Source organism: Paenibacillus oryzisoli, from assembly GCF_050467285.1.
GTDB lineage: Bacteria > Bacillota > Bacilli > Paenibacillales > NBRC-103111 > Paenibacillus_E > Paenibacillus_E oryzisoli_A.
In genome coordinates this window covers 30,076-53,052 of sequence record NZ_JBCMUN010000002.1, presented here as the reverse complement: position 1 = coordinate 53,052, position 22,977 = coordinate 30,076, and the positions used below count along the sequence as shown (strand labels likewise).

Annotated in this window: 13 protein-coding genes; 5 read left to right on the top strand and 8 right to left on the bottom strand. The window is 50.5% G+C overall.

What is annotated here, in order from left to right; translation table 11 throughout:
• Positions 1–158: 158 nt before the first annotated feature.
• The gene (locus ABE504_RS04025) at positions 159–2,498 is read right to left on the bottom strand and encodes a helix-turn-helix domain-containing protein (RefSeq protein WP_430084857.1); all 2,340 of its coding nucleotides are present in this window, start codon (positions 2,496–2,498) and stop codon (positions 159–161) included.
• Between the two features lie 297 nt (positions 2,499–2,795).
• Between ABE504_RS04025 and ABE504_RS04020 the strand changes: the two genes are divergently transcribed.
• From ABE504_RS04020 to ABE504_RS04010, 3 genes are read left to right on the top strand one after another with little or no spacing between them, the layout of a single operon-like run.
• Entirely contained in the window at positions 2,796–3,824 is a 1,029-nt protein-coding gene (locus ABE504_RS04020) for a GntR family transcriptional regulator (RefSeq protein ID WP_430084854.1), read from the top strand.
• Between the two features lie 7 nt (positions 3,825–3,831).
• Entirely contained in the window at positions 3,832–5,310 is a 1,479-nt protein-coding gene (locus ABE504_RS04015) for an alpha-N-arabinofuranosidase (protein WP_430084851.1), read from the top strand.
• 48 nt (positions 5,311–5,358) lie between these two features.
• On the top strand, positions 5,359–5,622 hold the full coding sequence (locus tag ABE504_RS04010; RefSeq protein ID WP_430084847.1) for a DUF6171 family protein: 264 nt from the start codon (positions 5,359–5,361) through the stop codon (positions 5,620–5,622).
• 518 nt (positions 5,623–6,140) lie between these two features.
• Here ABE504_RS04010 and ABE504_RS04005 read toward each other — a convergent pair.
• The 6 genes from ABE504_RS04005 to ABE504_RS03980 form a co-directional block, all read right to left on the bottom strand.
• Positions 6,141–7,889, bottom strand: coding sequence for an S-layer homology domain-containing protein (locus ABE504_RS04005; RefSeq protein ID WP_430084844.1), 1,749 nt, complete (start codon positions 7,887–7,889; stop codon positions 6,141–6,143).
• 106 nt (positions 7,890–7,995) lie between these two features.
• Positions 7,996–13,734, bottom strand: coding sequence for an Ig-like domain-containing protein (locus ABE504_RS04000; protein WP_430084842.1), 5,739 nt, complete (start codon positions 13,732–13,734; stop codon positions 7,996–7,998).
• Positions 13,735–13,880: 146 nt separating this feature from the next.
• Positions 13,881–15,404: an ABC transporter substrate-binding protein gene (locus ABE504_RS03995; protein WP_430084840.1), complete on the bottom strand. Its 1,524-nt coding sequence runs from the start codon at positions 15,402–15,404 to the stop codon at positions 13,881–13,883.
• A gap of 37 nt (positions 15,405–15,441) precedes the next feature.
• Positions 15,442–16,326 (bottom strand): carbohydrate ABC transporter permease, encoded by an 885-nt coding sequence (locus tag ABE504_RS03990; protein WP_430084837.1) that lies wholly within the window; start codon positions 16,324–16,326, stop codon positions 15,442–15,444.
• Positions 16,327–16,348: 22 nt separating this feature from the next.
• Positions 16,349–17,329 carry an ABC transporter permease gene (locus tag ABE504_RS03985; RefSeq protein ID WP_430084979.1) on the bottom strand — a complete coding sequence of 327 codons (981 nt, stop codon included), beginning with the start codon at positions 17,327–17,329 and terminating at the stop codon, positions 16,349–16,351.
• Positions 17,330–17,585: 256 nt separating this feature from the next.
• Complete coding sequence (locus ABE504_RS03980) at positions 17,586–19,901, bottom strand: helix-turn-helix domain-containing protein (RefSeq protein WP_430084834.1); 2,316 nt, start codon at positions 19,899–19,901, stop codon at positions 17,586–17,588.
• 435 nt (positions 19,902–20,336) lie between these two features.
• Here ABE504_RS03980 and ABE504_RS03975 point away from each other — a divergent pair, with 435 nt between their 5' ends.
• Positions 20,337–20,996, top strand: coding sequence for a phosphatase PAP2 family protein (locus ABE504_RS03975; RefSeq protein ID WP_430084831.1), 660 nt, complete (start codon positions 20,337–20,339; stop codon positions 20,994–20,996).
• 60 nt (positions 20,997–21,056) lie between these two features.
• Here the strand turns inward: ABE504_RS03975 and ABE504_RS03970 are convergent, their stop codons facing one another.
• Entirely contained in the window at positions 21,057–21,905 is an 849-nt protein-coding gene (locus tag ABE504_RS03970; protein WP_430084829.1) for a phytanoyl-CoA dioxygenase family protein, read from the bottom strand.
• A 174-nt stretch (positions 21,906–22,079) separates the two neighbouring features.
• Here ABE504_RS03970 and ABE504_RS03965 point away from each other — a divergent pair, with 174 nt between their 5' ends.
• Positions 22,080–22,961 (top strand): helix-turn-helix domain-containing protein, encoded by an 882-nt coding sequence (locus ABE504_RS03965; protein ID WP_430084826.1) that lies wholly within the window; start codon positions 22,080–22,082, stop codon positions 22,959–22,961.
• Positions 22,962–22,977: the final 16 nt, after the last annotated feature.

The following is a 22,977-nucleotide window of genomic DNA, read 5'->3' as shown; positions in this document are numbered from 1 at the left end:
TTTCGGAAAATGTCCCCTTCTTCACAACGTAGCCTTTTCATTAGATAAAGATATTGACGTTTGTTAACATCATGGACGTTTATTATGGCTCCATTCCCACCATCATGACCAAAAAGCGTTCCCTTGCACTTAAGCAAGGGAACGCTTCAATTGATTGTCTACTTTTGCATAGATCGCTTTAGGATTATATGTTCCCGGTACTCTCCAGGCGTCATGCCGGTTACTTTTTTGAAAATACGAATAAAGCTGTGCGAATTGGAATATCCGATTTTAACGGCGATTTCTGCGACTTTATCGTTTCCATCCTCAAGCAACTGCTTGGCCTTCGTAATTCTCAGTTGGATCAAATAATCTGTAAAATTTCTCTCGGTGTAATCCTTGAAGATTTTACTTAAGTACGGAACGCTTAATTGGAACGTGTCGGCAATCAGATTAAGCGACAAATCGCTGTGGACGTAATGTTTGGCAATATATTTCAGGATATTGTCCACCATCTCGTTGCTGCCTCTGTTGTTCCGCTTCTCTGTGATGCGTGCAAGTAAATTGTCGAAAAAACCGGTGATATCCCGTTTTATATCCACTGCATTTTCTGCACAATCAACCTTCTCGTAAAGCTCAACGCCTCCTTCGTTCAACACACCTGTACTAAGTCCAATGTCTGAGCCGATCTTCAGCGAGCGGAGCACCATCTGCATGCAAATCTGCTTCAGCAGCTTCGGAGGCACGCTTTCCTGCATGGCCTGCTGGAACAACATCTCCAGCAGTCTGCCCACTTCAACCACATCAGCTGCCTTCACTGCATCAAGGACCGCTTCCGTCAAGTCGAACAGCCGATAAACATGCTGGCTGCTGAAATCTTCTATGTCTTCTACCGAAATAACGTTATTGGCGCCGAGCAGTATTCGGTACTGCATCGCCTCGTTCGCCTCCCGGTACGACTTATGCAGTTCTTCCAGCTCCTTATACTGCCGCCCAACGCCAATCGTTACCGTCTGATTAAACTGTTCCTCCACGAACGCTTTGATCAGATCGGCAACAGACAAAGCGCGCAAAATATTGGAATGCGGATCCTCCTCCTCAAAGCTGATAATAATGACGACGCGCCCATCAACCACTTCTACCGCCGTCCCTTGACTCTCAGCGTTAATCAGCTCCTCGGCCACATTGGATAGCGCGTACGCATAAAGCGGCAAGTCTTTGGCGGATATGCGCGTCTTCTGATCGAATTCAGCAGACATCACAATATAATGTGCCGGATACAACCGGATGCCCAACCACTCCAGCGAAGGCTTCACGTCCCTATATGTATTGCGATAGCCCATCAGCATGTCGGAGATTAAGCGCCATTTCATTGCCGGAATGCTCTGCCGCACCTGCCGCTGCATGCTGTCATGCTCTTCCAGAAAACTGTCGAACAATCCCTTCGCCGTCTCCAGATTGCCGAGCTCCTCATCCCTTCGTTCCTTGCCGTTGCGCGAATTTAATTGCCTGTTAATCGAGCGGACAAAACGCTCGAACGGACGGTAAGTAACCGCATTTACCCAGAATACAGCCGCGATCGCCGCCACAAACATGAACAGTGCGATCAGCAGCAGCCAGTTACGCACAGTTAACAGCTCCCGGTTCAACTGCAAGCTGGGGATGATGCTGACATATTTCCAGCCCGTGTAGCCCAATGATGCATAGAACACCAAATTTGGAACGCCATCTATCGTCTTTGTAAAGTTGCCTTCACCACCGCTCTGCATGATCCGCGCAATTTCGCTGCGGTCAGCGATATGCTGACCGAGCAAACTTTTATCTGAATGGGAAATAACCTGCCCGCTTTCATCAATTATGAAGGCTTGACCGAGCCTCCTCACGTCTTCGTTCAAGGATGAATCGTAAATCATGGCCTCGTCTATGTTAACGATTAACGCTCCCTTGCGGAAGGATGGCGAAGTGACCGAAGGATACGAGCGCACGAGCGTCAGCACCTTCTTCTGAACCGGAAACTGAGTGGACTTGTCCTCGAGTGTGCGGACACCAAGCCATTTGTAATAGCCCTCAAATTGGTCGAACTGTTCCTTCCAACTCTTGTCAAAAAATGATTCCTCATCTGTAGCCGTATAAGCGGATACATACTTTTTTTGCCCGTACGAGTATAAATAGGCGGAATGGATTAGCGTATTCGAATTAACCATGTTTTCCAGGTTGTGAATCAAATTATCGAACCGCATCAGCCGGTCCAGTTCGCTGTTGTAGTTGCCGTCCATAAACATTCGGGTTTCCGACTCCTGAAGCAGGTTCAATGCTCCCTTATCCACCTCGCGCAGGATCATCTCCATTTTCTGCATAACCTGATGCAGCAGCGCCGTATTGGAATAGATTAGTTCCTGCCTCAAGCTTTTGGTCGTATTTATATACGACAGCCATACGGTTGCCGATATGATGACGAAAAAAATGACAACGTAAATCAGTCCCGCTGCTTTGGTAATGTTCCTTTTTGCTAGACGCATGGTGACCCTCCCTCTGGTGTAATGCGAGCTATCTTTATCCTATATCTCCAGTTGTGACGACAACCGAAAAGCGGGTTCACAGAGAAACTTATCATAGCAGGCGCATGCAAGTAAATGTGCATTTCTTATTAAAATGTAATGGAAATTGATTTTTTCCTCACTAATATGAAAAACTTTCTCAGTAATTATGACATCACACATTTGGTATTCGTTATAGACGAATCACACTCCAAGTGGTATTGTATTGGTATTAAATAAATTCAACATTGGTCTTAATAGAAATGGCGGTACCCCAGAATGAAGAAATCCCCACTCTTAAAAGAAAAATTAACCGAGCAGCTTCGCGAGCAAGTCCGCACGCTGCAAACCGACCAGCTCGTCAAAATCCCTTCGGAACGCGATCTGTCCGAAAGCTTTGCGGCGAGCCGGGTCAGCGTGCGCGCAGCGATTCAAACGCTTGTCCAGGAGGGCCTGCTCGTTCAACTCCAGGGCAAAGGCACGTATATCGTTCCCGCTGTTCATGTGGACACGCTCTATTTGGTGCGCTCGCCGGGCATCAAAGGCAATGACCCGTACTACACCAATTTCCTCGTCGAAATTACGAATTTGGCGGCCAAGCAAGCGATCAGGCTGTCGATGGTAGACCCCGACGGGCCGTTGGATAAGGCAGTGCAAGGCCCGATCATTGTCATCGGCCAAATGGAAGACGCCAAGATTGATGAGCTGCAGGCTGCAGCCGGACAGCTGTATGCGGTTCAGCGGTATGCGCATCGCGAGGACATCGTCCAAGTTTACTACGATGACTACCGCATCGGCAGCAAAGCGGCGAAGACGCTGTATGACGCGGGTCACCGCACGTTCACGCTGCTGGCCGGGCCGGACAAGTACGACTCCTCCCTTCTGCGCAAGCAGGGCTTTCTCGCCTATGCCCAGCAAGTAGGAGTACCCGTCCAGATCATCACGGACAAAATGAACTGGGAAGGCGGCAGGCGCGCCGCCGACCAACTCCTCACCGGCGAGCTGCCGCACGCGATTTTTGCCGTCAACGACTGGATGGCCGCAGGCTGTTTGCAAGGGCTGCGCGAGCATGGGCGCAAAGTGCCGTACGACGTCTCGATCATCGGCTGCGACGATATTCCGCTCGCCTCGCAAATTTCACCGAGACTCACAACGTTCTCGCTCGATGCCAAGCATCTCGTTGAAGAGCTGCTCTCTGTCATTCACCGGGGCAGCCGCACGCAAGCCCACGGCACGCACGAGCAACTGATTCTCACGGCCGCTCTCATCCATCGCGAGTCGGTCTCCACCACAATCCAAAAGGAGTAGATCCCCCATGGCAAAACTAACGATTCATGCGGATTCACCGAAACAAACGATTTCCCGAAATATTTACGGACATTTCTCCGAGCATCTGGGCCGCTGCATTTATGAAGGCATCTGGGTCGGGCACGATTCCCCGATTCCAAATACCGAAGGCATGCGCAACGACGTGCTGGACGCTTTGAAAAAGCTGAACATCCCCGTCCTTCGCTGGCCCGGCGGCTGTTTTGCCGACGAATATCACTGGAAAGACGGCGTCGGCCCTGCGGAGAACCGCAAGCGGATGATCAACACGCACTGGGGCGGCGTTGTGGAGAACAATCATTTTGGCACACACGAGTTTCTGCGACTTTGTGAATTGATCGGTGCGGAGCCGTACATCTCCGGCAATGTGGGAAGCGGTACCGTCCAGGAAATGTCCGAATGGGTCGAGTACATCACGTTCGATGGCGAGTCGCCAATGGCGAACTGGCGTCGGGAGAACGGCCGTGAAGAGCCGTGGAAGCTGACCTATTTTGGCGTAGGGAACGAGAACTGGGGCTGCGGCGGCAACATGCGTCCGGAGTATTACGCGGATCTGTACCGACAGTATTCCTGCTATGTGCGCAACTACGGGGAGAATCGGGTGTTTAAAATCGCCTGCGGTGCCAACAGCGGCGACTATAACTGGACCGAGGTGCTGATGCGCGAAGCCGCGCGGTTTATGGACGGCCTCTCTCTTCACTACTACACAGTGCCAACCGGAGTATGGAAGGATAAAGGCGCTGCGACCGACTTTACGGAAGCGGATTGGTTTAAGACGCTGAAGCAAACGTTCAAAATGGAAGAACTGCTCGTTCGCCACTCCGAAATTATGGATAAATACGATCCAGATAAAAAAGTTGCCCTCATCGTCGACGAATGGGGCACTTGGTATAATGTGGAGCCCGGCACGAATCCCGGCTTCCTCTATCAGCAGAACACGATGCGCGACGCACTGATCGCCGGCATTAACCTGAATCTGTTCCATCATCACAGCGACCGCGTTCGGATGGCGAACATTGCGCAGGTGGTCAACGTGCTGCAAGCCGTGATCTTGACGGAAGGCGCCGACATGCTGCTGACGCCGACGTACCATGTCTTTGATATGTACAAGGTGCATATGGATGCCAAGCTGTTGGCGACTGAAGTGGAGAGTCCCGCCTACACGATGAGCGGAGAGCACCTCGATCAGCTTAGCGCTTCGGCCTCCGTAAATGAAGATGGGCATATTCACATTTCCTTGTGCAACCTTCATCATAGCGAAGCGCTGGAAGTGACTTGCGACGTTCGCGGCTACGCTGGACAGTCGGTCGGCGGCACCATCGTGACCTCCGACACCATGCAGGCGCATAACACGTTTGAAGAGCCTGACGCGGTGAAGCTGGCGGCGTTCGAAGGGTATCGTTTTGAAAATGGCGAGCTGCGCGTCACCCTGCCAGCACGCTCGGTCGTGACCCTTCGCCTCGCCTAAGGAAAGGAGTAGCTTGCTATGATCCGCTCCATAAACCGAGACGAAGAGATGTTAGCGTCCGCGTGCAAAGGCTGCACCGCAACCGTCCATGTCACACCGGAGGAAATCGCCACGCTATTCGGCGAAACCCTCCGGGTGCGGAACCTGAAGTTGGCGACCGAAGCGGAGTACGAGAAGCGGATGGCCGCCTGCCAGAGCTGCAGCGACTACCAGTTCGGCACGACGTGCCGCTGGTGCGGCTGCCTCATGGGCATCAAAGCGAAGCTCAGCTCAGCGCGGTGTCCATCTCCGCACGGGTCGAAGTGGGGGTGAGCCAGCAGGGCCCGCATCTACCGATCAAATAAGTATCCCTTGGACGTGACGGGTAACGCCCAATCAATAAAACGCCGCAAGGCTGTCGTTTTGACAGTCTTTGCGGCGTTTTTGCATGATGGCTGTGCAAAGTTAGAGAGGCCTGTAACTTCTTAGAGGAACGTCCATACGCTATCTCAGCAAAATTGGCTGATTTGGCTTCCAAAGGGAACAAGCAGCCCTTATTTGGAGCTTTTCACAGTAGTTGAACGGTTTCGAGCTCAAATAGTGCCTCCTCGTTCCGTTCATTCGTCTTAATCGCGATAACTCGCTCAATAGAGTCCTCTCGTTCCGCTATCGCGCGAGATTGAAGCTAAGTCCACAAGCTGATATTCAAATCGGAAGGACTCCCGTTTCCCACCATAACCGATTCTCCACGATAGGAACCCAGAACAAGAACGTATATTCCTATTCTCGATGAATACTTTATACTCCTGAATGATCATCTGCCTCTACCAAGAATCGTTCTCCCGCTTCCATTAATTCTTGTCGAAAATTCTATACAAAACCGCTGCAGCCTGTGCTCTGGTGGAGAAGCCTTGAGGCGCAAATACACTCTCGCTCATTCCATTCAAAATTCCAGCTTGCTGCATGATGTTTACCGCTTCCGAAGCATAGTCCACAATATCGTCTTGATCGTTAAAGCGGCTTGCAGGATCCGTCGGTTTCAGTCCAAAGCCTAATGACCGGGCTGCCCGATACATCATCACCGCCATATCTTGTCTCGTAATCTTATCATCGACGCCAAAGGTCCCGTCGCCCTTTCCTTCCACAATGCCTAATTTTTCAGCAGTTGCAATCGGCGTATAGTACCACGCTTGTTCATGAACGTCGGACAGCGAGCTCTTTACCGTTGCGTCGGCAAGATCGAACAGATTGACCAGCATCGTAATAAACTCTGCGCGACTTACATCGCTATTTGGACGAAAGCTGTCGTTTCCGACGCCATTCACCGCTTTTCTTGCGGCCAGGGCTTCGATTGATTCTTTAGCCCATGCCGCTTCCGACAAGTCGTTAAATGTAACGCTTGCGTGAACGGGGAAATACATACTGAAATGTTTGGGTTTAAAGCTTACTTTCCCCGTTGCCGGATCGTATTTCGCATTCTTCACCACTTCAAGCTGGCCGCTAGTAGAGATATAATAAATCACGATATTGCCCGGCTTTTCCCCTGGTTGAAGCGTGTAAGGCTCCTCTACCGCCACTTCTTTTCCGACAAATTGGCTTACACTTCTTCCATCCAGCTTCAGATCGAAATCATATACCGGATTGTTGCCTACAATTGCGCTAGCAGCTACCGGCAAAGATGACGCATCTACTTGCGACACGGTAAACTGTAAAACTGAAGCGGATGAGCCCTCTCGAGCAAATAAATCCTTATTCAGGTAGACCGTTGCAAGACCGCTATCGATGCCAATCATTTGAACATTTTTGGAAGTGGCGTAACGAATCTGTTCCATAGGGATTTCTACGTAAACCTTCTTTGCTTCGGCATCGGATTGAATCGCAATCGTGACGCGATCTCCAGCTACTTGATCGATGACGCTCTTAAGATTGCCGGGATCCACGCTAATCTGAACCACTCCATCATGGTCAGGGGAAGCTGTTATTTGAAGCTGGGAGCCGGAAGCCGTCTGTCCATTTCCTTTTCCGTTATTTCCGTTATTTCCGTTATTTCCACTGTTCCCATTGTTGCCATTGTTGCCGTTATTATTGCCGCCGGCACCACCATCACGAATGACAACTTGGGCTTGGACATTCGGCGTATATTTCGTGAATTTGTCCTCTGGCTCCCCTAACTGTCCTACCAAAATAGACCGGAGTGTAACGGTATCGGCCCCCTTTGCTTTCGCTTTAAACTTCACTTTCCCTAGGGTTACATCTCCATTTTCACCTGCTGCACCGCTTAATTTCGTATATACGGCTTGAAAATGCCCTTCGCTCCACAAGTTCTGTTGTGTCACAGAACTGAAGCCTGCCAAGCTGGAGCTGTATTGAATGGCGCTAATATCCCACAATTGAGGATTAAAATACAGATTAAGCTCGAAGGCAACCATATCCTTGACCTGACTCGCCTTAATTTCCACTTCGGTCTCTTCGCCAACAGCCGGAGCCGTTTTCGAAACCGACAATGAAAATCTTGGCCCCTCCTCGGCAAATGAGGCAGTAGGCAATACGATACACATCAGCAGTATCATCAATCCGAATAATCCTATCTTTTTCGCCAATGCATTCAACTCCTTTCTTCATAAAAAAGCGTGTGAATGAACATCTTCATTCACACACTTTGCATTTCTCACGAGCCCGCTTCCTCGAAGTGCTCGATAAGAGCTTTTATTCTCCGATAATTTTATTCGAAATCATTGTCAGGTCTATCAAGCCGATTTCACCGTCATGGTTCAGGTCAGCCGCTTCATACAGACTCCATTCAGGGTCTGCGTTGGTTTTGCCGTAAATGCCGACCAGAATGCCCAAATCCCCAATGCTAAACTTGCCGTCACCATTCAAATCGCCGAGTTCGATGGTCAGGATCGATACCGAAAGTGGTGCGGTAACGACTTCTGATTCCAATCCTTTGCTATTGGTGATCGCATTTGGCTGAACCGTAAATTGGCCCTCCGCCTGTTGCCCCTGCGACGGAGATTTCGCGATAAATCTCAGCTTCAGCACATCGCCGTCCGCAGTCACCGCACCGCCGATGCCGCCCGTACCGGCCAGGATCAAGCGAACATTGTCCGCATTAACCTTTTGAGTGACAATGGCAACGTTCGGTAGGAGAGACTCCACGGAGACAAATTGGAACAATGCCGGGTCGAACCCGATCGTCATATCCTCACCCACAATTTCACCAGTCACCTGCTTCAGGCTGAAAGTGAGCTCATACTCCTTCCCTCCCAAAACAGTCAGTGAACCCGTAAGTGATCCGGATGCCGATACCGGAAGTGCAACCCCAGCGGTTCTCACTGTGATGAACGGTCCGTCCGTACTCCAGTTGCCTGCTGCATCGCCCGCTTGCACCTGGAAGGTATAGGCCGTATCCGGCGACAATCCGTCCACGGTATATGCCGTTCCGGCTAAAGTCGCAACCTCTTGGCCGTCCTTGTAAATCCTGTACTTCGCCACCCCCGTATGATCGGATGCGCCGGACCAGGCCAGCGACACAGAGGTGGTGTCTTTGTCCATTACGATCAACTTACCTGCAGTCCAAGCGGGAGGCACCACATCACCAGGCTCCTGGCCCTGTGTGACGATTACAATGGCTTCAGCCCTCTTGCCCTGATATTCCGCCGTCAGTTTGGTGGTTCCTGCCGATACAGCTGTTAGGATCCCCGATTCATTCACCACGGCGATTTCCGGATGATCCGTCGTATACGTTACCCCGTAAGTCACCTGGGTGACGGATTGATCGGCGTAGACAGCCTGGGTCACTGCGAGCCGGCTTTCGCCTACGGCCAAGCTGATCTGCTCCGCATCCAGACGGATCGACTCGAGTACATTCCCTTGTCCCTGCACTGGCTTCAGTTCAATAAGGTTGTCTCCGTTATTATAGCTGTAGACATTGAGATACCCTTCTGCAGCGATCCGGGTGTTCCCGTCGTTATCCAGATAGTTCAGTACCGGATTCCCATCCACATTCATAATAAAACGTACGCCTGCCGGGGTCTGAATCGCCCCGATTTCAATATTATATTCCCCATTTGGCAGCAGTGCGGTATTCGGCAAGATTTCCAGCATCTTCTGCCCCGGCTTCCAGGATTGCAACTCAATCTGATTTTCCTTGATAACCACCAGGTAGCCTGTGTTGGACCCCACCCAAGCAGGATCACCGGTCCTTTCGGAGCGTATCGCAAAACCATACCACCCGCTTAGAGGTCCATATTCGTCGATTTTGGCTTTAAACCGGATCAATCCGCTGCCAAACTTCGCACCATTGTAGCCATATACGCCGTTGCTCTTCATCTTGACTGTGCCGTCGCCGAAAGACACCGATTCCGACGCCGTCCAGTGCTCTCGGTCGTTCAGATGCTCATCCAGGTTGAAAATGGGATATTCCGGCGCAACAACCGAAACCGGAATCTCCGTTTTCACTGTTTCATCATCCAGAGAAACGACCGTTATGACCGCCGTGCCCGATGCAACAGCGGTGACCAGCCCGGTGTCCGTAACCGTGGCCACGGCCGGATTGCTGGTGCTCCAGCGGACCCTGCGATTGGTCGCGTCCGCCGGCGCGACTGTCACCTCGATTTGCCCGCTCGCGCCCGGCTCTAATGTAAGGCTTGCCGGATTCGCTTGAAGGGCCGTTACAGGTACTTTGACAATCGATACCACCACATCGTCGAACCACATTTCGCTGAAGCCGCCTACGTAGAAGCCGATCGTTCCTGATGGATTGGAGGTCGGATTGGAGCCTTCCAGCCGCAGCTCGCCATTCACAAACACGCGAATATTCGTGCCGTCGGCAATGATGTGAATTTGATACTCCGTATTCGGCTGCAGATCCTGATAAGGCAGGACGTTCGTTTTCATCTCCACAAAATCCTTGTTATAGATCAGCCACTTCGAGGTGCCGTCGGCAAATTTCTTGTATCCGATGATGCCCGACTTGCCGGATACCTGGCGATCGTACACGTAGAATGTTCCCAGATCCGGAATCACAGCCGGCGTTTTCAGCTTGAAGGTCAGATCATAGTTCTGGAACAGCTTCGGATGAAGCGCATTCGCACCTTTGACAATCCTGTACATCTTGTTGCCGTTCACCGTCACGATGCTGCGGTTCGGATCCACCGGCCAACCGTTGGCGCCCGAATCGAAATTCGTGGAGAGCATAATGTCCGATACGTTGATTGTGGTAGAAGCGGTGGCGGCTGGGTTGACAGCCGAGGTTGCGGTGATCACCGTCTCCCCCTGGGCCAGAGCGGATACTACGCCATTTTCATCAACAGTAGCAATCTCCGGATTAGAGGAGTGCCAGATGACTGCACGGTCGGCGGTATCCGATGGATCGTAGCCCACCACAAGCGGCAGTTCTTCGCCCATCACCATGTTGTAGCTGCTCTTATCGAACACTAAACCGGTAACGTCCTTGCCAGGAACCGAGAACTTGATATCGTCGAACAGCAGATGGTTGAAGCCGCCGGCATAGAATCCGACTTGGCCCGAAGCATTATGCGTCGTGTCGGTAGCCTTCAGCTTGAGCTTGTCGTCGACATAAACGCTGATTTCCGCTCCCTTGACGATGATCTTGAAATTATAAACCGTATCCGCCTGCAAGTCCTGGGTAGCGAGCTTATTCTCTTTGACGGTCGCCCAGGCTCCGTTATAGAGAATCCAGGAGGAGGTGCCGTCTGCAATCTTCCGGTACCCAATGCGGCCTCCGCTGCCGGTCTTGTTCTGCCGGTCGAAGACGTAAAACGTAGCTGTCTCCGGAATAACCGGCGGTGTCTTCATCTTGAAGCTCAGCTCATAATTGCTGAAATCGCTCTCATTTAGCGTCGTTGCGCCCATCAACAGCTTATACATATGGTTGCCGTCGCCCATGTCCAGGATGCTTCGGTTAGCATCGCTCGGCCATCCGTTCCGGCCGCTCTCGAAATCCGTATACTCCATGATTCCGTCGCCGACTTCAACCGTGACATGGATCTCATCCTTCAACAATGGGTTGTCTGCAGAAACTGCAGTAACCACTGCTTCTCCCAGATTAACCCCCTTCAGCTTACCGCTCGCATCCACCTTCACGATATCGGGATTGCTGGAGGTAAACTGGATAGCCGGATTAGTTGCGTTCCAAGGAAGAACAGCATAATAAAGGGAATACGATTTCCCGATTCCTATGGCCACGGCATCCTCATACAGCTTGACGTCCTGCACGGGGATCAGGTCGGCCGCCAGTAATGGACCTACCTTCCCTGAGGTTCCCATCTCGCTGAACGGAATATTCGGGAATCCCGGAATTTGTTGAAATACTTCCGCATCGGGCTTCAGATTCAAATCGCCGCCCGCCAGGTTCACGAAACCCGGATCCCGGTCCGTCACCCAGTTGTTCGCATACTGCATCAGATTGCGGGGATCAAGCGCCCCTTGCGCATTTGTGCTGGTATTTCTCGTCTTCGTCGGGTTGTAGACCACATTATTCTGGAACGTGTTGGTATCCGGATAATAGCGGTTTTCCGTAAAGAAGTCCGCCAACTCCGGGTATTTCTCCATATGCGGCGTGCCTTCAAAGTTGTTGTTTTTCTCGAACAAATCATGCCACGGACCCATATAGTTCTTGTTGATCTGTTGATCCGGACCGTCTCCCAGGTAAAGATCCGCAAATTCGTAAGGAACCTTAGCATCGATAAACAGATTGTTGCGGGTACTGATATGGGAGCCGCCGTTATTCAGAACCGCGGAGTTGCCCATCCGATAGAAGACATTCTCTTCAATCGTGATTCCCATAGTGAAGTTGTCGGGGTATATCCCCTGTACCCCAGCTTTGCCTTCCCCGATGTTATGGAAATAGTTCCTCCGGATCACAGAACCCCGCTCCTGCGGCGATGCGCCCAGATTCATATAGATGGCGCCGAGATCCGAGAAAGTTTTGCAGACATCATAGATATTGTTGTATTCCACCAGATGATCGTTGCCAAAAATCAGGATACCGGGATGAGGGGCATCATGAATCTCGCTGTGCGAGACCCGGTTCCCCACCCCCGTCAGAATCACAGCCGGGTTATAAGCCTTGTGGTAATAGGCGAAATCATGAATGTGGCTGTTCACCACAGCATTGTTGCCTGGAACAAGCGTCGTCTTGTCGCCGCCGTTCAGGATGACGGCCGTTCCCCCGATATGGTGGATATGGGTGGAGATGACAGCATGGTTTACGCCGTCCGCCTTGGCGAAGTCGTTGTACAACCAACGGCTTGGAGCATTGATCCGTACGCCACCATTGGTGAAATTGCGGATTTCACTATTCACAATTTGCACATGGTCGCCGCCCATGATCACTGCCGCCGAATCCCGGCCGTTCTCCAGGATCAAGTCCTCAAAGTTCACAAACGACGTATTGACCGTATTGATAAGTGGAGTTTTCAGCATGGAGACGGTAATTTCGGGATTATCGCCTTCAAAGGCAGCCGTTGGCATGAAATAAAGCTTGCCCTGACTCCTGTCGATATAATATTCCCCCGGCATATCGATTTCTTCCAGCAGGTTCTGGGCGAAGTGGAAATCCGGGTACCAGTTTTTGAACAGGCCACTCATTTCCCCATAGGCCAAGGTGATGGTTTTGTTAGCCGTATCGATGGAGGCAACTTTGTTGTAGGACCATTCCCAGCTGTAGCCGAAAATCCCATCCAGCCAAATATCGTCCGCCTGTGTCCACAAATCTGGACGTTCATAAGGGTACTTGAAGGTACCTCCCCGGGTCTGCAGGTCGGCATCCTTGCGGGTCGGGCCCGGATCAAGAATGTCGCCCATCTGGACAGTTCCGTTGTTGGGCCAACGGGCCAACGTCATGCCTTGCCCGTCGATATACAGCTCCATCGGAGGAACTTCGCTGACATCATTGGCCAGGTAATAACCGTGCCGGCTCATGACGCCGTAATCGGTGATGCCATGCCCGCTCAGATCCGCCTGCAGCACCTTGGTTCGAGCATCCGTGCTGATGATCCGGTTCAGAACCGCAGTGTCCGTCACAGGGGTGAACCAGTTCTTCTCTAGCTCCAGACCTCCGTTCAACCGTACACTTTCACCCGGATACGCCTTGTAGGTGATCGGCTTATCCGCCGTACCGGAATCTTGCTCCCCTAGCTGGAAGCTGGATAGCCGGCTATAGATCCCGCCACGAAGATAAACCGTAACGCCACCGTCCGGCAGGCCTGAATCTTGCTTCAGCTGACGGATCGCATCCCTCGCCTTTTCCAAAGTTTGGAAAGGTGATGCCAGTGTACCAGAATTGGAATCGCTTCCATCATTCGACACATACAAGACGGCACCGGGAGCAGCAGCCTCCTCCGCCTGTACGCCCCCAACGGGGATGCCGCTCAGCAGCAATGCAATAAGCAAAAAGACGATAACCTTCCTTCTCCACATTCTTTACATTCCTCCATTCAAATATGGCATGGAAAAACTGCAGGCCGGCCATCCGTTTCCGTTTGATGACTGAACCTGCAGCTCTCCTTAAACCCGATGATTGTTATCCTTTCCTAAACGGCTGCCATCCCCCTCTGCATAACCGCTTACTTCACCAGTCCCTTTTTCTTCAGGTACTCGTTAAACTGCTTGGTAACCTCTGCCACGTACTTGTCTTCGCCCGCTTTCTTCAGTCTGTCGTACATGGCCGGCCATGTTGCGTCAAAATCCAGGGTACCTGTCGTAAGACCCTTCTTATATTCGCCCCATACCGCGTTCAGATTGGCGATTTCCGTGATGACCGGCTCGGAATTGAATTTAAAGTCGCCGATCGGGTTGACGTTCTTGGTCGCGTTGATCTTCTTGGTTTCCTCCCAGATGTTGGCTGGTTGGCCTTCCTTCAGATAGGAATTGAACACGCTGCCGAATACCCAGTCCATATTAGGCTTGTAGCGGGAATCCGCCTTCGCCTTCACTACATTGTCGGATATCTTGTCGTAGTGGACACCCTCTATGCCATTGCAGATCAGGTTGTACAGCGTCTTGTCGGAATTGACCAGATCGAGCAGCATCATAGCCCGGTCCGGATTCTGGGACGTCCGGCTGATCGCCTGGTTGGTGGTGGCGGAATAGCCGTTGGAGAACCAATCGGTTACCGGAATGGTAATGATATCATTGCCTCCGTTTTTCGCCTTCGCTTCTGCCTCAACGCCTGGCTTCAGGACATTGTTGAATTGAACGGCCATTTGTCCCTTTGTCTCGTAATCGGCCATCTTCGCCGTTGCCGCATCTTTAAAGATATAACCGGCCTTGTACCATTTGCTGGCCAGTCTGAAATTGTCCAGATCCTCTTGGGGGTACCGGTAGAGCTTGTAGCTGGTATCTCCCGTTTTGATATAGAAGTGGTCATCGAGCCCCGGCAGGACCCAGAACATGTCGCTGTTCAAGCCGGTCACCGCGCTGCTGAATGTACTGCCGAACGGAATGACATCCTTCTCGTTTTGCTTGATCTGCTCCAGGAACGGCTCGATATCTGTAATCTTTTTGATGGAGGCCGTATCCAGCTTGTATTTGTCCGCATAGCGCTTTTGAATGAGGAAGCCAAGGCGGTTTCCGTTAATCTGCTGGTTGGGGATACCGTAAATTTTGCCATCGTTGCTCAATCCGTCCCACATGACTTGCGGTACGTCCTTCTTCAAGTTAGGCGCGTTCTTCGCCAGCAAATCATCCAGGGGTTGAATGGCGCCCTTCCGTACCAGTTCCTCCTGCTTAAGCAGATAGCCGGTCCAGAGAATATCGAACTTCTCGCCTGCCGCCAGAATGGTGTTCATTTTCTGTGGATAGTCGCTGATCGGTACCGGCATCAGCTTTACTGTCGCATTCAGTTTTTCCTTGGTGATCTTGTTGACTTCCTGCTCTATCGTCTGTTGATCAGGCTGCATCTGGGACAACGGGTAATACCAAGTGAGCTCGACCGGAGACAGCTTTTGGGTTGCTGTCCCCGCTGGCGACGCACTCCCCGCAGGTGACGCGCTTCCTGCAGCGGTTGATCCGCCATCGTCTTTCCCGCAACCGGCGAGTACCGTGGCGACTAGCGATAGTGCCAGTGATGTCTTCATCCATCTTTTCATTCTACATGACCTCCTGAAATTCTCGTTATGTTCTATGTTAACCCTTAAGGGAGCCAACCGTTAAGCCTTTTACAAAAAATCTTTGGAAAAACGGGAAGATCACCAGCATAGGCCCCCCGGCCAGAACCGCAATCGCCATCCGGGCGGAGTTATTCGGGAATTCCGACAGGTTGATCCCCATCTGACTGGAGAACTCCGAATTGGTTGTCAGGTACTCCATACTGTTCAAAATCCGGACCAGGAGGAGTTGCAGCGGAACGAGCTTCTGATTGTCGATATACAGCATCGCATTGAACCATTCATTCCAATAGGTGAACGAAATGAGCAGACCCATCGTAGCCAAAGCCGGCTTGGATAGCGGAATGATGATCGTGAAGAAAATCCGGAATTCCTTGGCACCGTCCATTTTGGCAGATTCAATAATCTCCTGCGGAATCTTGGACATGAAACCTTTCATGACCATGATATTAAAGGGTGAAAGCAGCACCGGAAGGATCAGGGCAAACAGTGTATCCTTCATATGCAGATACTGCGTGATAAGAATGTAGACCGGAACAAGACCGCCGCTGAACAACATCGTGAAAAAGACATAAAAGGTGGTTACCCGGTTGTACCGGTAATCTCTCCTGGAGATAACATAAGCAGTCATTGCTGTCACGAATAAACCGGCCAAGGTGCCGACTACTGTGATGAAAGCCGTGATGCCGTAGGCCTGAAGGATAATTTCCGGCGTCTCGAGAACATATCGGTACGCATCCAGGCTAAGAGCCTCCGGGATAAACTGATAACCGTTCTTGAGAATACTCGCCTCACTCGTCACGGAAATAATGACAACCAACGCAAAGGGCAGCACCATCAAGACAGAAATGATGACAAACACCAGATGTATAAGACCCTGATACGGTTCGAATTTGGTTTTCATACAATACCTCCTTTCAGTACACTTACCATAAAGAGTGATCCGGGTTGATTTTTTTGACAATGCCGTTAGCGAGAAGCACCAGCACCAGGCCCACAACCGACTGGTACAATCCAGTGGCGGCGGACATCCCTACGTTGCCCAACTCGCGAAGCGAACGGTAGACATAAGTGTCGATGACATCCGTGGTCCCATAGATGAAGCCGGAATTATTCGGAATGAAATAGTGCAGACCGAAATCTCCACGGAACATGCCGCCAATGGACAGGATCAGCATGATGATGACCAGCGGTGCCAAGAGAGGAATGGTAATGCTTACAGCCATCTGTCTTTTGGTTGCGCCGTCAATCTTTGCGGCTTCGTAATACTCGCTGTTAATTCCCATAATTCCCGCAAAATAAATCAGCGTGGAGAAGCCCACTGCTTTCCAAATATGAAAGATGACCAGAATAAAGGGCCAGACTCCCGGTTTTTGGTACCAACTGATCGGATTGAGCCCGAAGGAAGCTAGCATCCCGTTCAGAAAGCCTTCAGAATGGTTCAGGAAGGCATATGCGATATATCCGACCAGCACCCACGAGAGAAAATGAGGCAAAAACAGCGAAGTTTGATAGAACTTCGTCCATTTGGCTCGGATTTCATTCAACAAAACGGCAAATAGGAGCGCGATACAGGTCGTCAATACCATATAAGCTGCATTGTACAGGACCGTGTTGCGGGTGATGCGCCAGGCTGCGTCCCCGGTGAACAAGTATTTGAAATTATCCAGTCCCGCCCAATCGCTTCCGAATATCCCCTTATCGTACCTGTATTTTTTGAAAGCGATGATTAACCCGACCATAGGAAGGTACGCGAAAATCAGTTTGTACACGACACCCGGTAGGGATAAAAGAAACAGCTCCCGGTTTCTCCAGAAATGATGCAGTTCTCTTCCTACAAAGGATTTAGCTTTGGGCTTCCGGCTGAGTTCTCCGGATAAAGCGGCTTGGCTCGTTTCCCCGCTCATAGCGGAATTCTCTTTACTCAGCATTAATTAGCTCCTCCTGTCCGATATGCTTGCTACCGCCTTGCAGGTCTAACAATAGGGGAAGGGCGGGTGTAACGCTACTGTACATACGCAAGATTCCTGTAAAATCACCTGTACATATGCCATTTTGCTGAAGCTGACATGCAAAAAGCCTTCCGCTCTAAGAACGGAAGGCTGGGATTGTACAGAGTTTTTGTGCGGGGTATAGATTCAGTATATGAGAATAGCAGTTGCTTCAGGAATTACGATTGATGGCCGATTTCAGCCTGTACTCCTTGGGAGTGGTACCGTACTGCCGCTTGAACAGCCGGTAAAAATAGCTTTCATTACCGAAGCCCACTTTCTCCATGATTTCCGTCACGGTCAAATCCTGGTACTCCAGATAGATTTTCGCCTGGGCCAGTCGGGTCCGATTGATGAAATCCACCACGGTTGCACCTTCCTGCTCCTTGAAAACCTGCCCAAGATACGTATGACTCATCCGCAGCATGTCTGCAATCTTCTGCACGTTCAGGTCCGGGTCGGAATAGTGCTTCTCCACAATCTCTTTGATCGTATCGGCGATCAGCCGTGATTTCTCGTCGCGTCCGCTTTGACGCTTATCGAACACTTCACCGATGGCATCCATCAGCACTTCATGGATTTCCTCCAGGGTTTCCTTTTCCAGGATGCGCTGGTTGATGGCCTGCAAATTGACCGAAACCGGATTAAGCTTGTTATGGTTCATTTCACTGAGCGTATTGTTAAGCGTCACCACCATATGCAGCAGCGCGGAAAACATATTCTCAAAGCTGAACGTGCGGACAAGCTCCATCCACCTCAGCACAACATCGTTAATGCTTTCCCTGTCCCCGCTTTTTATACCTTCTGTCAGTTGGCGTTCCAGCTCCTGAGGGATGTGAAATTGCCCGCACGCTTCGTTATTTTTCACCTTATCGGGATCAATAATTGCCTGCTTACCTAATATCATCCGGTAATTGGCATGTCGGAGATCCTGTGAATAATGGGCCGTGATGTCCCGGTAAGAGTCAAAGACGCTGCTCAGTGTAACGGAAAAAGTAATGTGGTAGTAATTGCGGATGGTCACCTGCATCTCCCGGAACACCTCATGCAGCCCGCCATGCTCCATCTCCCCGCTCTTACTGATTACAAAAACAAGATGGTCGCTTTTCATATCAGCGGCTTCACAGCCATAGCGGCGGCGCAGCAGCTCCTGCCCGATATTCGAAATGGCAAAATAAAGCAGCGACAAAGCCGCGTCAGCAGTTCGGCTGGAGACATCGCGCAGGTTGTCGATCCGCACCAGGGCCACAACCAGATTTCCTTGCGGTTCGATATCGATGTCGTACTGCTCTCTGCTTTGTAGGAATTCCTGCTCGGATATACTTAAGCTCGCCGTGATCAGGCTCCGCAGTTGGTATACCTTGGCGATGTTGATTTGGACTGCCTGGTCCTTCTCGAGATCCTTCAGCTTGTCCATAATCTCCGAATAACTAGAGGCAATAACAGACAGCTCGTCCCGGGTCTGGTTCGTTTCCTGAAACCCATCGCGTCTGATCAGTGTCAACAGATGGCCTACAGGACGGTAGAGCCGGATGGAAAAATAGATCGAGATCAGCACTGTCATCAATACTACAGAAAACGTGACTGCAGCCGCCGTCCATTTCAACTGCCGGACGTTGCTCATCATCCTGTCGTAATCCTGGAGGCTTATAATCTGCCAGTCATTCATGCCACGGGTGAGATAAGTCACCTTGTATTTTTTGTCTTCATGGCTATAGGTGAAATTATCCAGCATTTTGCCTGAGGAGGTAATGCGCTGAAGCAGGGAATTCTTGATATCCATCTGTTTGGGGAGCATACGGTCATTGGATATTAGCACCTTGCCTTCACTGTCGGTTACAAAGATAACATCATTCTCCCGCTCCGCCAGAGCATTAAGCGCTTCCAGATTGTGCAGCATCCAAGTCGGCTTAATATTGAGAACCAGAAAATTCCCACTTACCGAGTTAACGGAAGGGCCATCGTAGACAAAAAAGGAAAATACATCAAAGCTCTCCTCCTTTCCATCCAGCTCCATAGGAATCAATTGCAGCTTGGGCACCGTTGCATGTGACCCCACATAATGGCTAATGGCGTCATATAACTGATTGTTATCAAGATCATGATTAAGGGAGGAATAATAGCGTCCTTGCTTGGCGTTATAAAAGACAATGGAATGGAGATATGGGGATGTCGCCACAAGCCGGTTCAGTTTATCCAGCTTCAGGATACTCTGCTCGAAATCAGTGCCGGATTTCAATGCGATCATATCATCCTCGTTAAATAAAGAAATGGCCAAATCCTTGACGATGCCATTCATGTTCTCAATATTGTAATTGATCTGGGTCAGCAGTTTGCGATCCGCATCATTCTGCATACTGATTACTTTGCTTTGGGCATTGAAATAAAGGATGACCGACGTCACCACTAGGAGAACGACAACCAACATGAAGCTCAGCACAATCCGCTGCAAGTATTTCCGTGACCGAAGCGATTGAAGGACCCTCATATGAAACCTCCCCCGAAGTAAACTTGTGCCAATACTATATATTGTAAGGTCCCCCTTGTCAATCATAGTGATTTATAACTTAAATATATTATTTTCCTACTTGAACGAACAGGCTCATAAGCGACTTTTTATAGCACGTTTTCTACCATTCCAAGTGATATATAATTTGAGGTGCTTTCATTTTGCAATGAATATCAGATCTGATTAGTTTGTACATCGCCTGGTTACACTACTCCTGTCAGTTCTGTTTCTCATCCTACTCTCATGAAGGTTGCGACTGCAAATGGTGTTTTACTTAGCCTAGCAGTCTTTAAACTTTTAGTTCGTCAAAGAAGATTATTCTCATGAAAAAAATCCCTCAAACCCTTGACTTTCCAAGGCTTGAAGGATGCAGTGCTCAACAAAACTCCTACAGGAGAAGGAATCTCCCAGTCCATGAAAATTAAATTTCGACTTGCATTTGCACTAGCTTTAAGCATGGTTTGTGCAATAGGATTTGGCTTAATCGGAGTTTTAATATCTGACAAACAACTCACCGATTTCGATGAAGCGATTATAAAGTCCATACAAGGGTACGAGTCACCAACGATCACCTGTATTATGAAGGTGTTCACGTTTATAGGTGGCGGCATTCCCGTAGGCATTATCACGATACTTGCGATTTTATTTCTATTTATAGTGCTCCATCACCGAATGGAGTTGACCTTACTAATTGCCGTTGTGATTGGATCGGCTCTAATTAACACTGTGCTTAAAATAGCCTACCATAGATCCAGACCCATGATTCACCGCATCATTGAGGCAAATGGCTTCAGTTATCCAAGTGGACATTCTATGACAGCATTCAGTTTGTATGGCGTATTGGCATTTTTACTTTGGCGCCATATCAAGACGAGTTCAGGCCGCATCACGCTAGTTGTGCTAAGTAGCTTGATGGTTCTGCTCATTGGTGTCAGCCGCGTTTATCTCGGTGTCCACTATCCGACAGATGTTCTTGGAGGTTTCCTGGCAAGCAGTTGTTGGTTGACGGTTGCAATCTGGTTCTATCAATGGTTACAAGAAAAAAGGTGGGAGAGACAAAATTCCGGACAATAGCAGTTGTCCGGAAATTTTGTTCATTATTCTTTGAGGAAGTATATCCTTCCATGCTGCAGCTTACCCCTCCACCCGGCTGTACAACAGCGGGTTCCGCGGCGAAGCGGCCAAGTCCCCTGGCTTCAGGCCAGGCAGCCAGCTGTTCAAATCATTTTCGCGCGCCCGGCTGTCCGGCTCTGCGACTTTCGTCCCGTCGGCAAAATAAATGACGGTCATCACCTTGCGCATTGCATCCGTCGGGTTGCCCGGCGCGCTGTGCAGCGTCCAGCCGGCGTGGAACGTCGCATCTCCGGCAGCCATGGCGCCGTGCGACACCGTTGCTAAGCCTTTGCCCTCAATATAGCCGGTGAGCGTACGGTGGGACTCATCCGAGATGACCATCTTGTTGATATAGCCCATGAGTTGCGACTCCGAGGCGAAGGTCATCGAGCCGACTTCCTCCGGAATCGGCACCAGCGGCATCCACATCGTGATCGTTTTGTTTGTATCGAGCGGCCAATAGATCTGATCCTGATGCCACGGTGTGTGCCCGCCTTGCGGCTCTTTGTACAGCGCCTGATCGTGATACATGCGCACACCATCCACGCCCATTAATTCCGCGGCGATGCGAGCAAAGCGCTTCGCAAATGCAAAGCGGCGGATCTCCTCGCTTTTTTCCCACAAATTCGAAATCTGAATGAACGCTTTCCCATACGTGTCACGCTGATCCAGCGGTTTGTCCTGATTGTTCAGCTCCTGCACCCACCGTGAAATAATCGGCTCATACATCTCAATCTCTGTCGGGCTTGCTACACCGCGCAGCACAATGTGTCCGTCCTGCTGATAGGTGGCCAATTGCTCCGACGACAGTGCGTAAGGGTCTGCCATCTCCGGTAATACGCGTTCAGACAACTTTTCTTGATTGCTCATCTCTCAACACCTCATTTTGTCGATTTCTATTATGATTATAGCGGTGAGAGCGATAACAATCTTTGTCAAAGCTCACTAGATGATTGTCAAAAACAACTGGATTTCTCCTCCCTTTGCGGCTACAATGAAAGCTGGTCCTGTCTCAATTCCCCAGCAGAAGGGAGCCTTTCCTCCATGTCATTACCACCCGGCACCACGAAGTTCCCTCAAGCGTTAAGTCCGATCGTTCCTTACATTCGTGAATGCGATTTTGCCGTACGAAAGCCCTGGAACTATCCCAAACGCAGGCTGCTGGACTATTTGCTCGTCTACATTCAGGAAGGCACCTGCCGGTTCTGGATAGATGACGTGCCTTATTTGTTTAATCCGGGGCAATTTTGCCTGGTCCAGCCAAATCGTCTGCTCTCCCTGGAAGGCCTGACCGCTACGGTGACTCCGTATCTGCATTTTGATCTGGCCTATAACGCTGACCGCGAAAACAGCTTCCCTACACGCCCCGGCCAAATCGACCTGTCTGCCTATCAGCATCTTATGCAGCCGGATCTGCTCGAGCTGTTCGACATCCAGGTGCCGGTTCATGTGCAGCCGCTGAACCCGACACTTGTGAAAGAAGCGATGCTGCAAGCGATCGAAATCGCGCATCTGTCTGATCCGCTCGTCCAACTGCGTGTCCAGCATCAGATGTTGGACGTGCTGATGGCTTTACTAGAACCCTACCACAAGGCAGCTACAGAGACGCCATCGCTGAACTGGATTACTTCCTATTTATCCAACTACCTGAGCGAGCCAATCTCAATCCAGGATATGGCGAATCGGGCGAATTTGTCCGTGTCCAGATTCAGCGCCATTTTCAAACAACGCTACGGGCTGCCGCCGCACCAATACTTGATGAATTTGCGCATCAACCACGCCAAGGAGCTGCTGACAGGCACAGATCTTTCCCATGAGGCGATTGCCGCGTACTGCGGGTTTGCCGATTTGCATCATTTTTCGAAAATATTCAAGCAGCGTACCGGCTCAACGCCAGGCGATCACCGAAAGTCAGCGCAGAAGTGAGCCCAAGGGTCTGGCG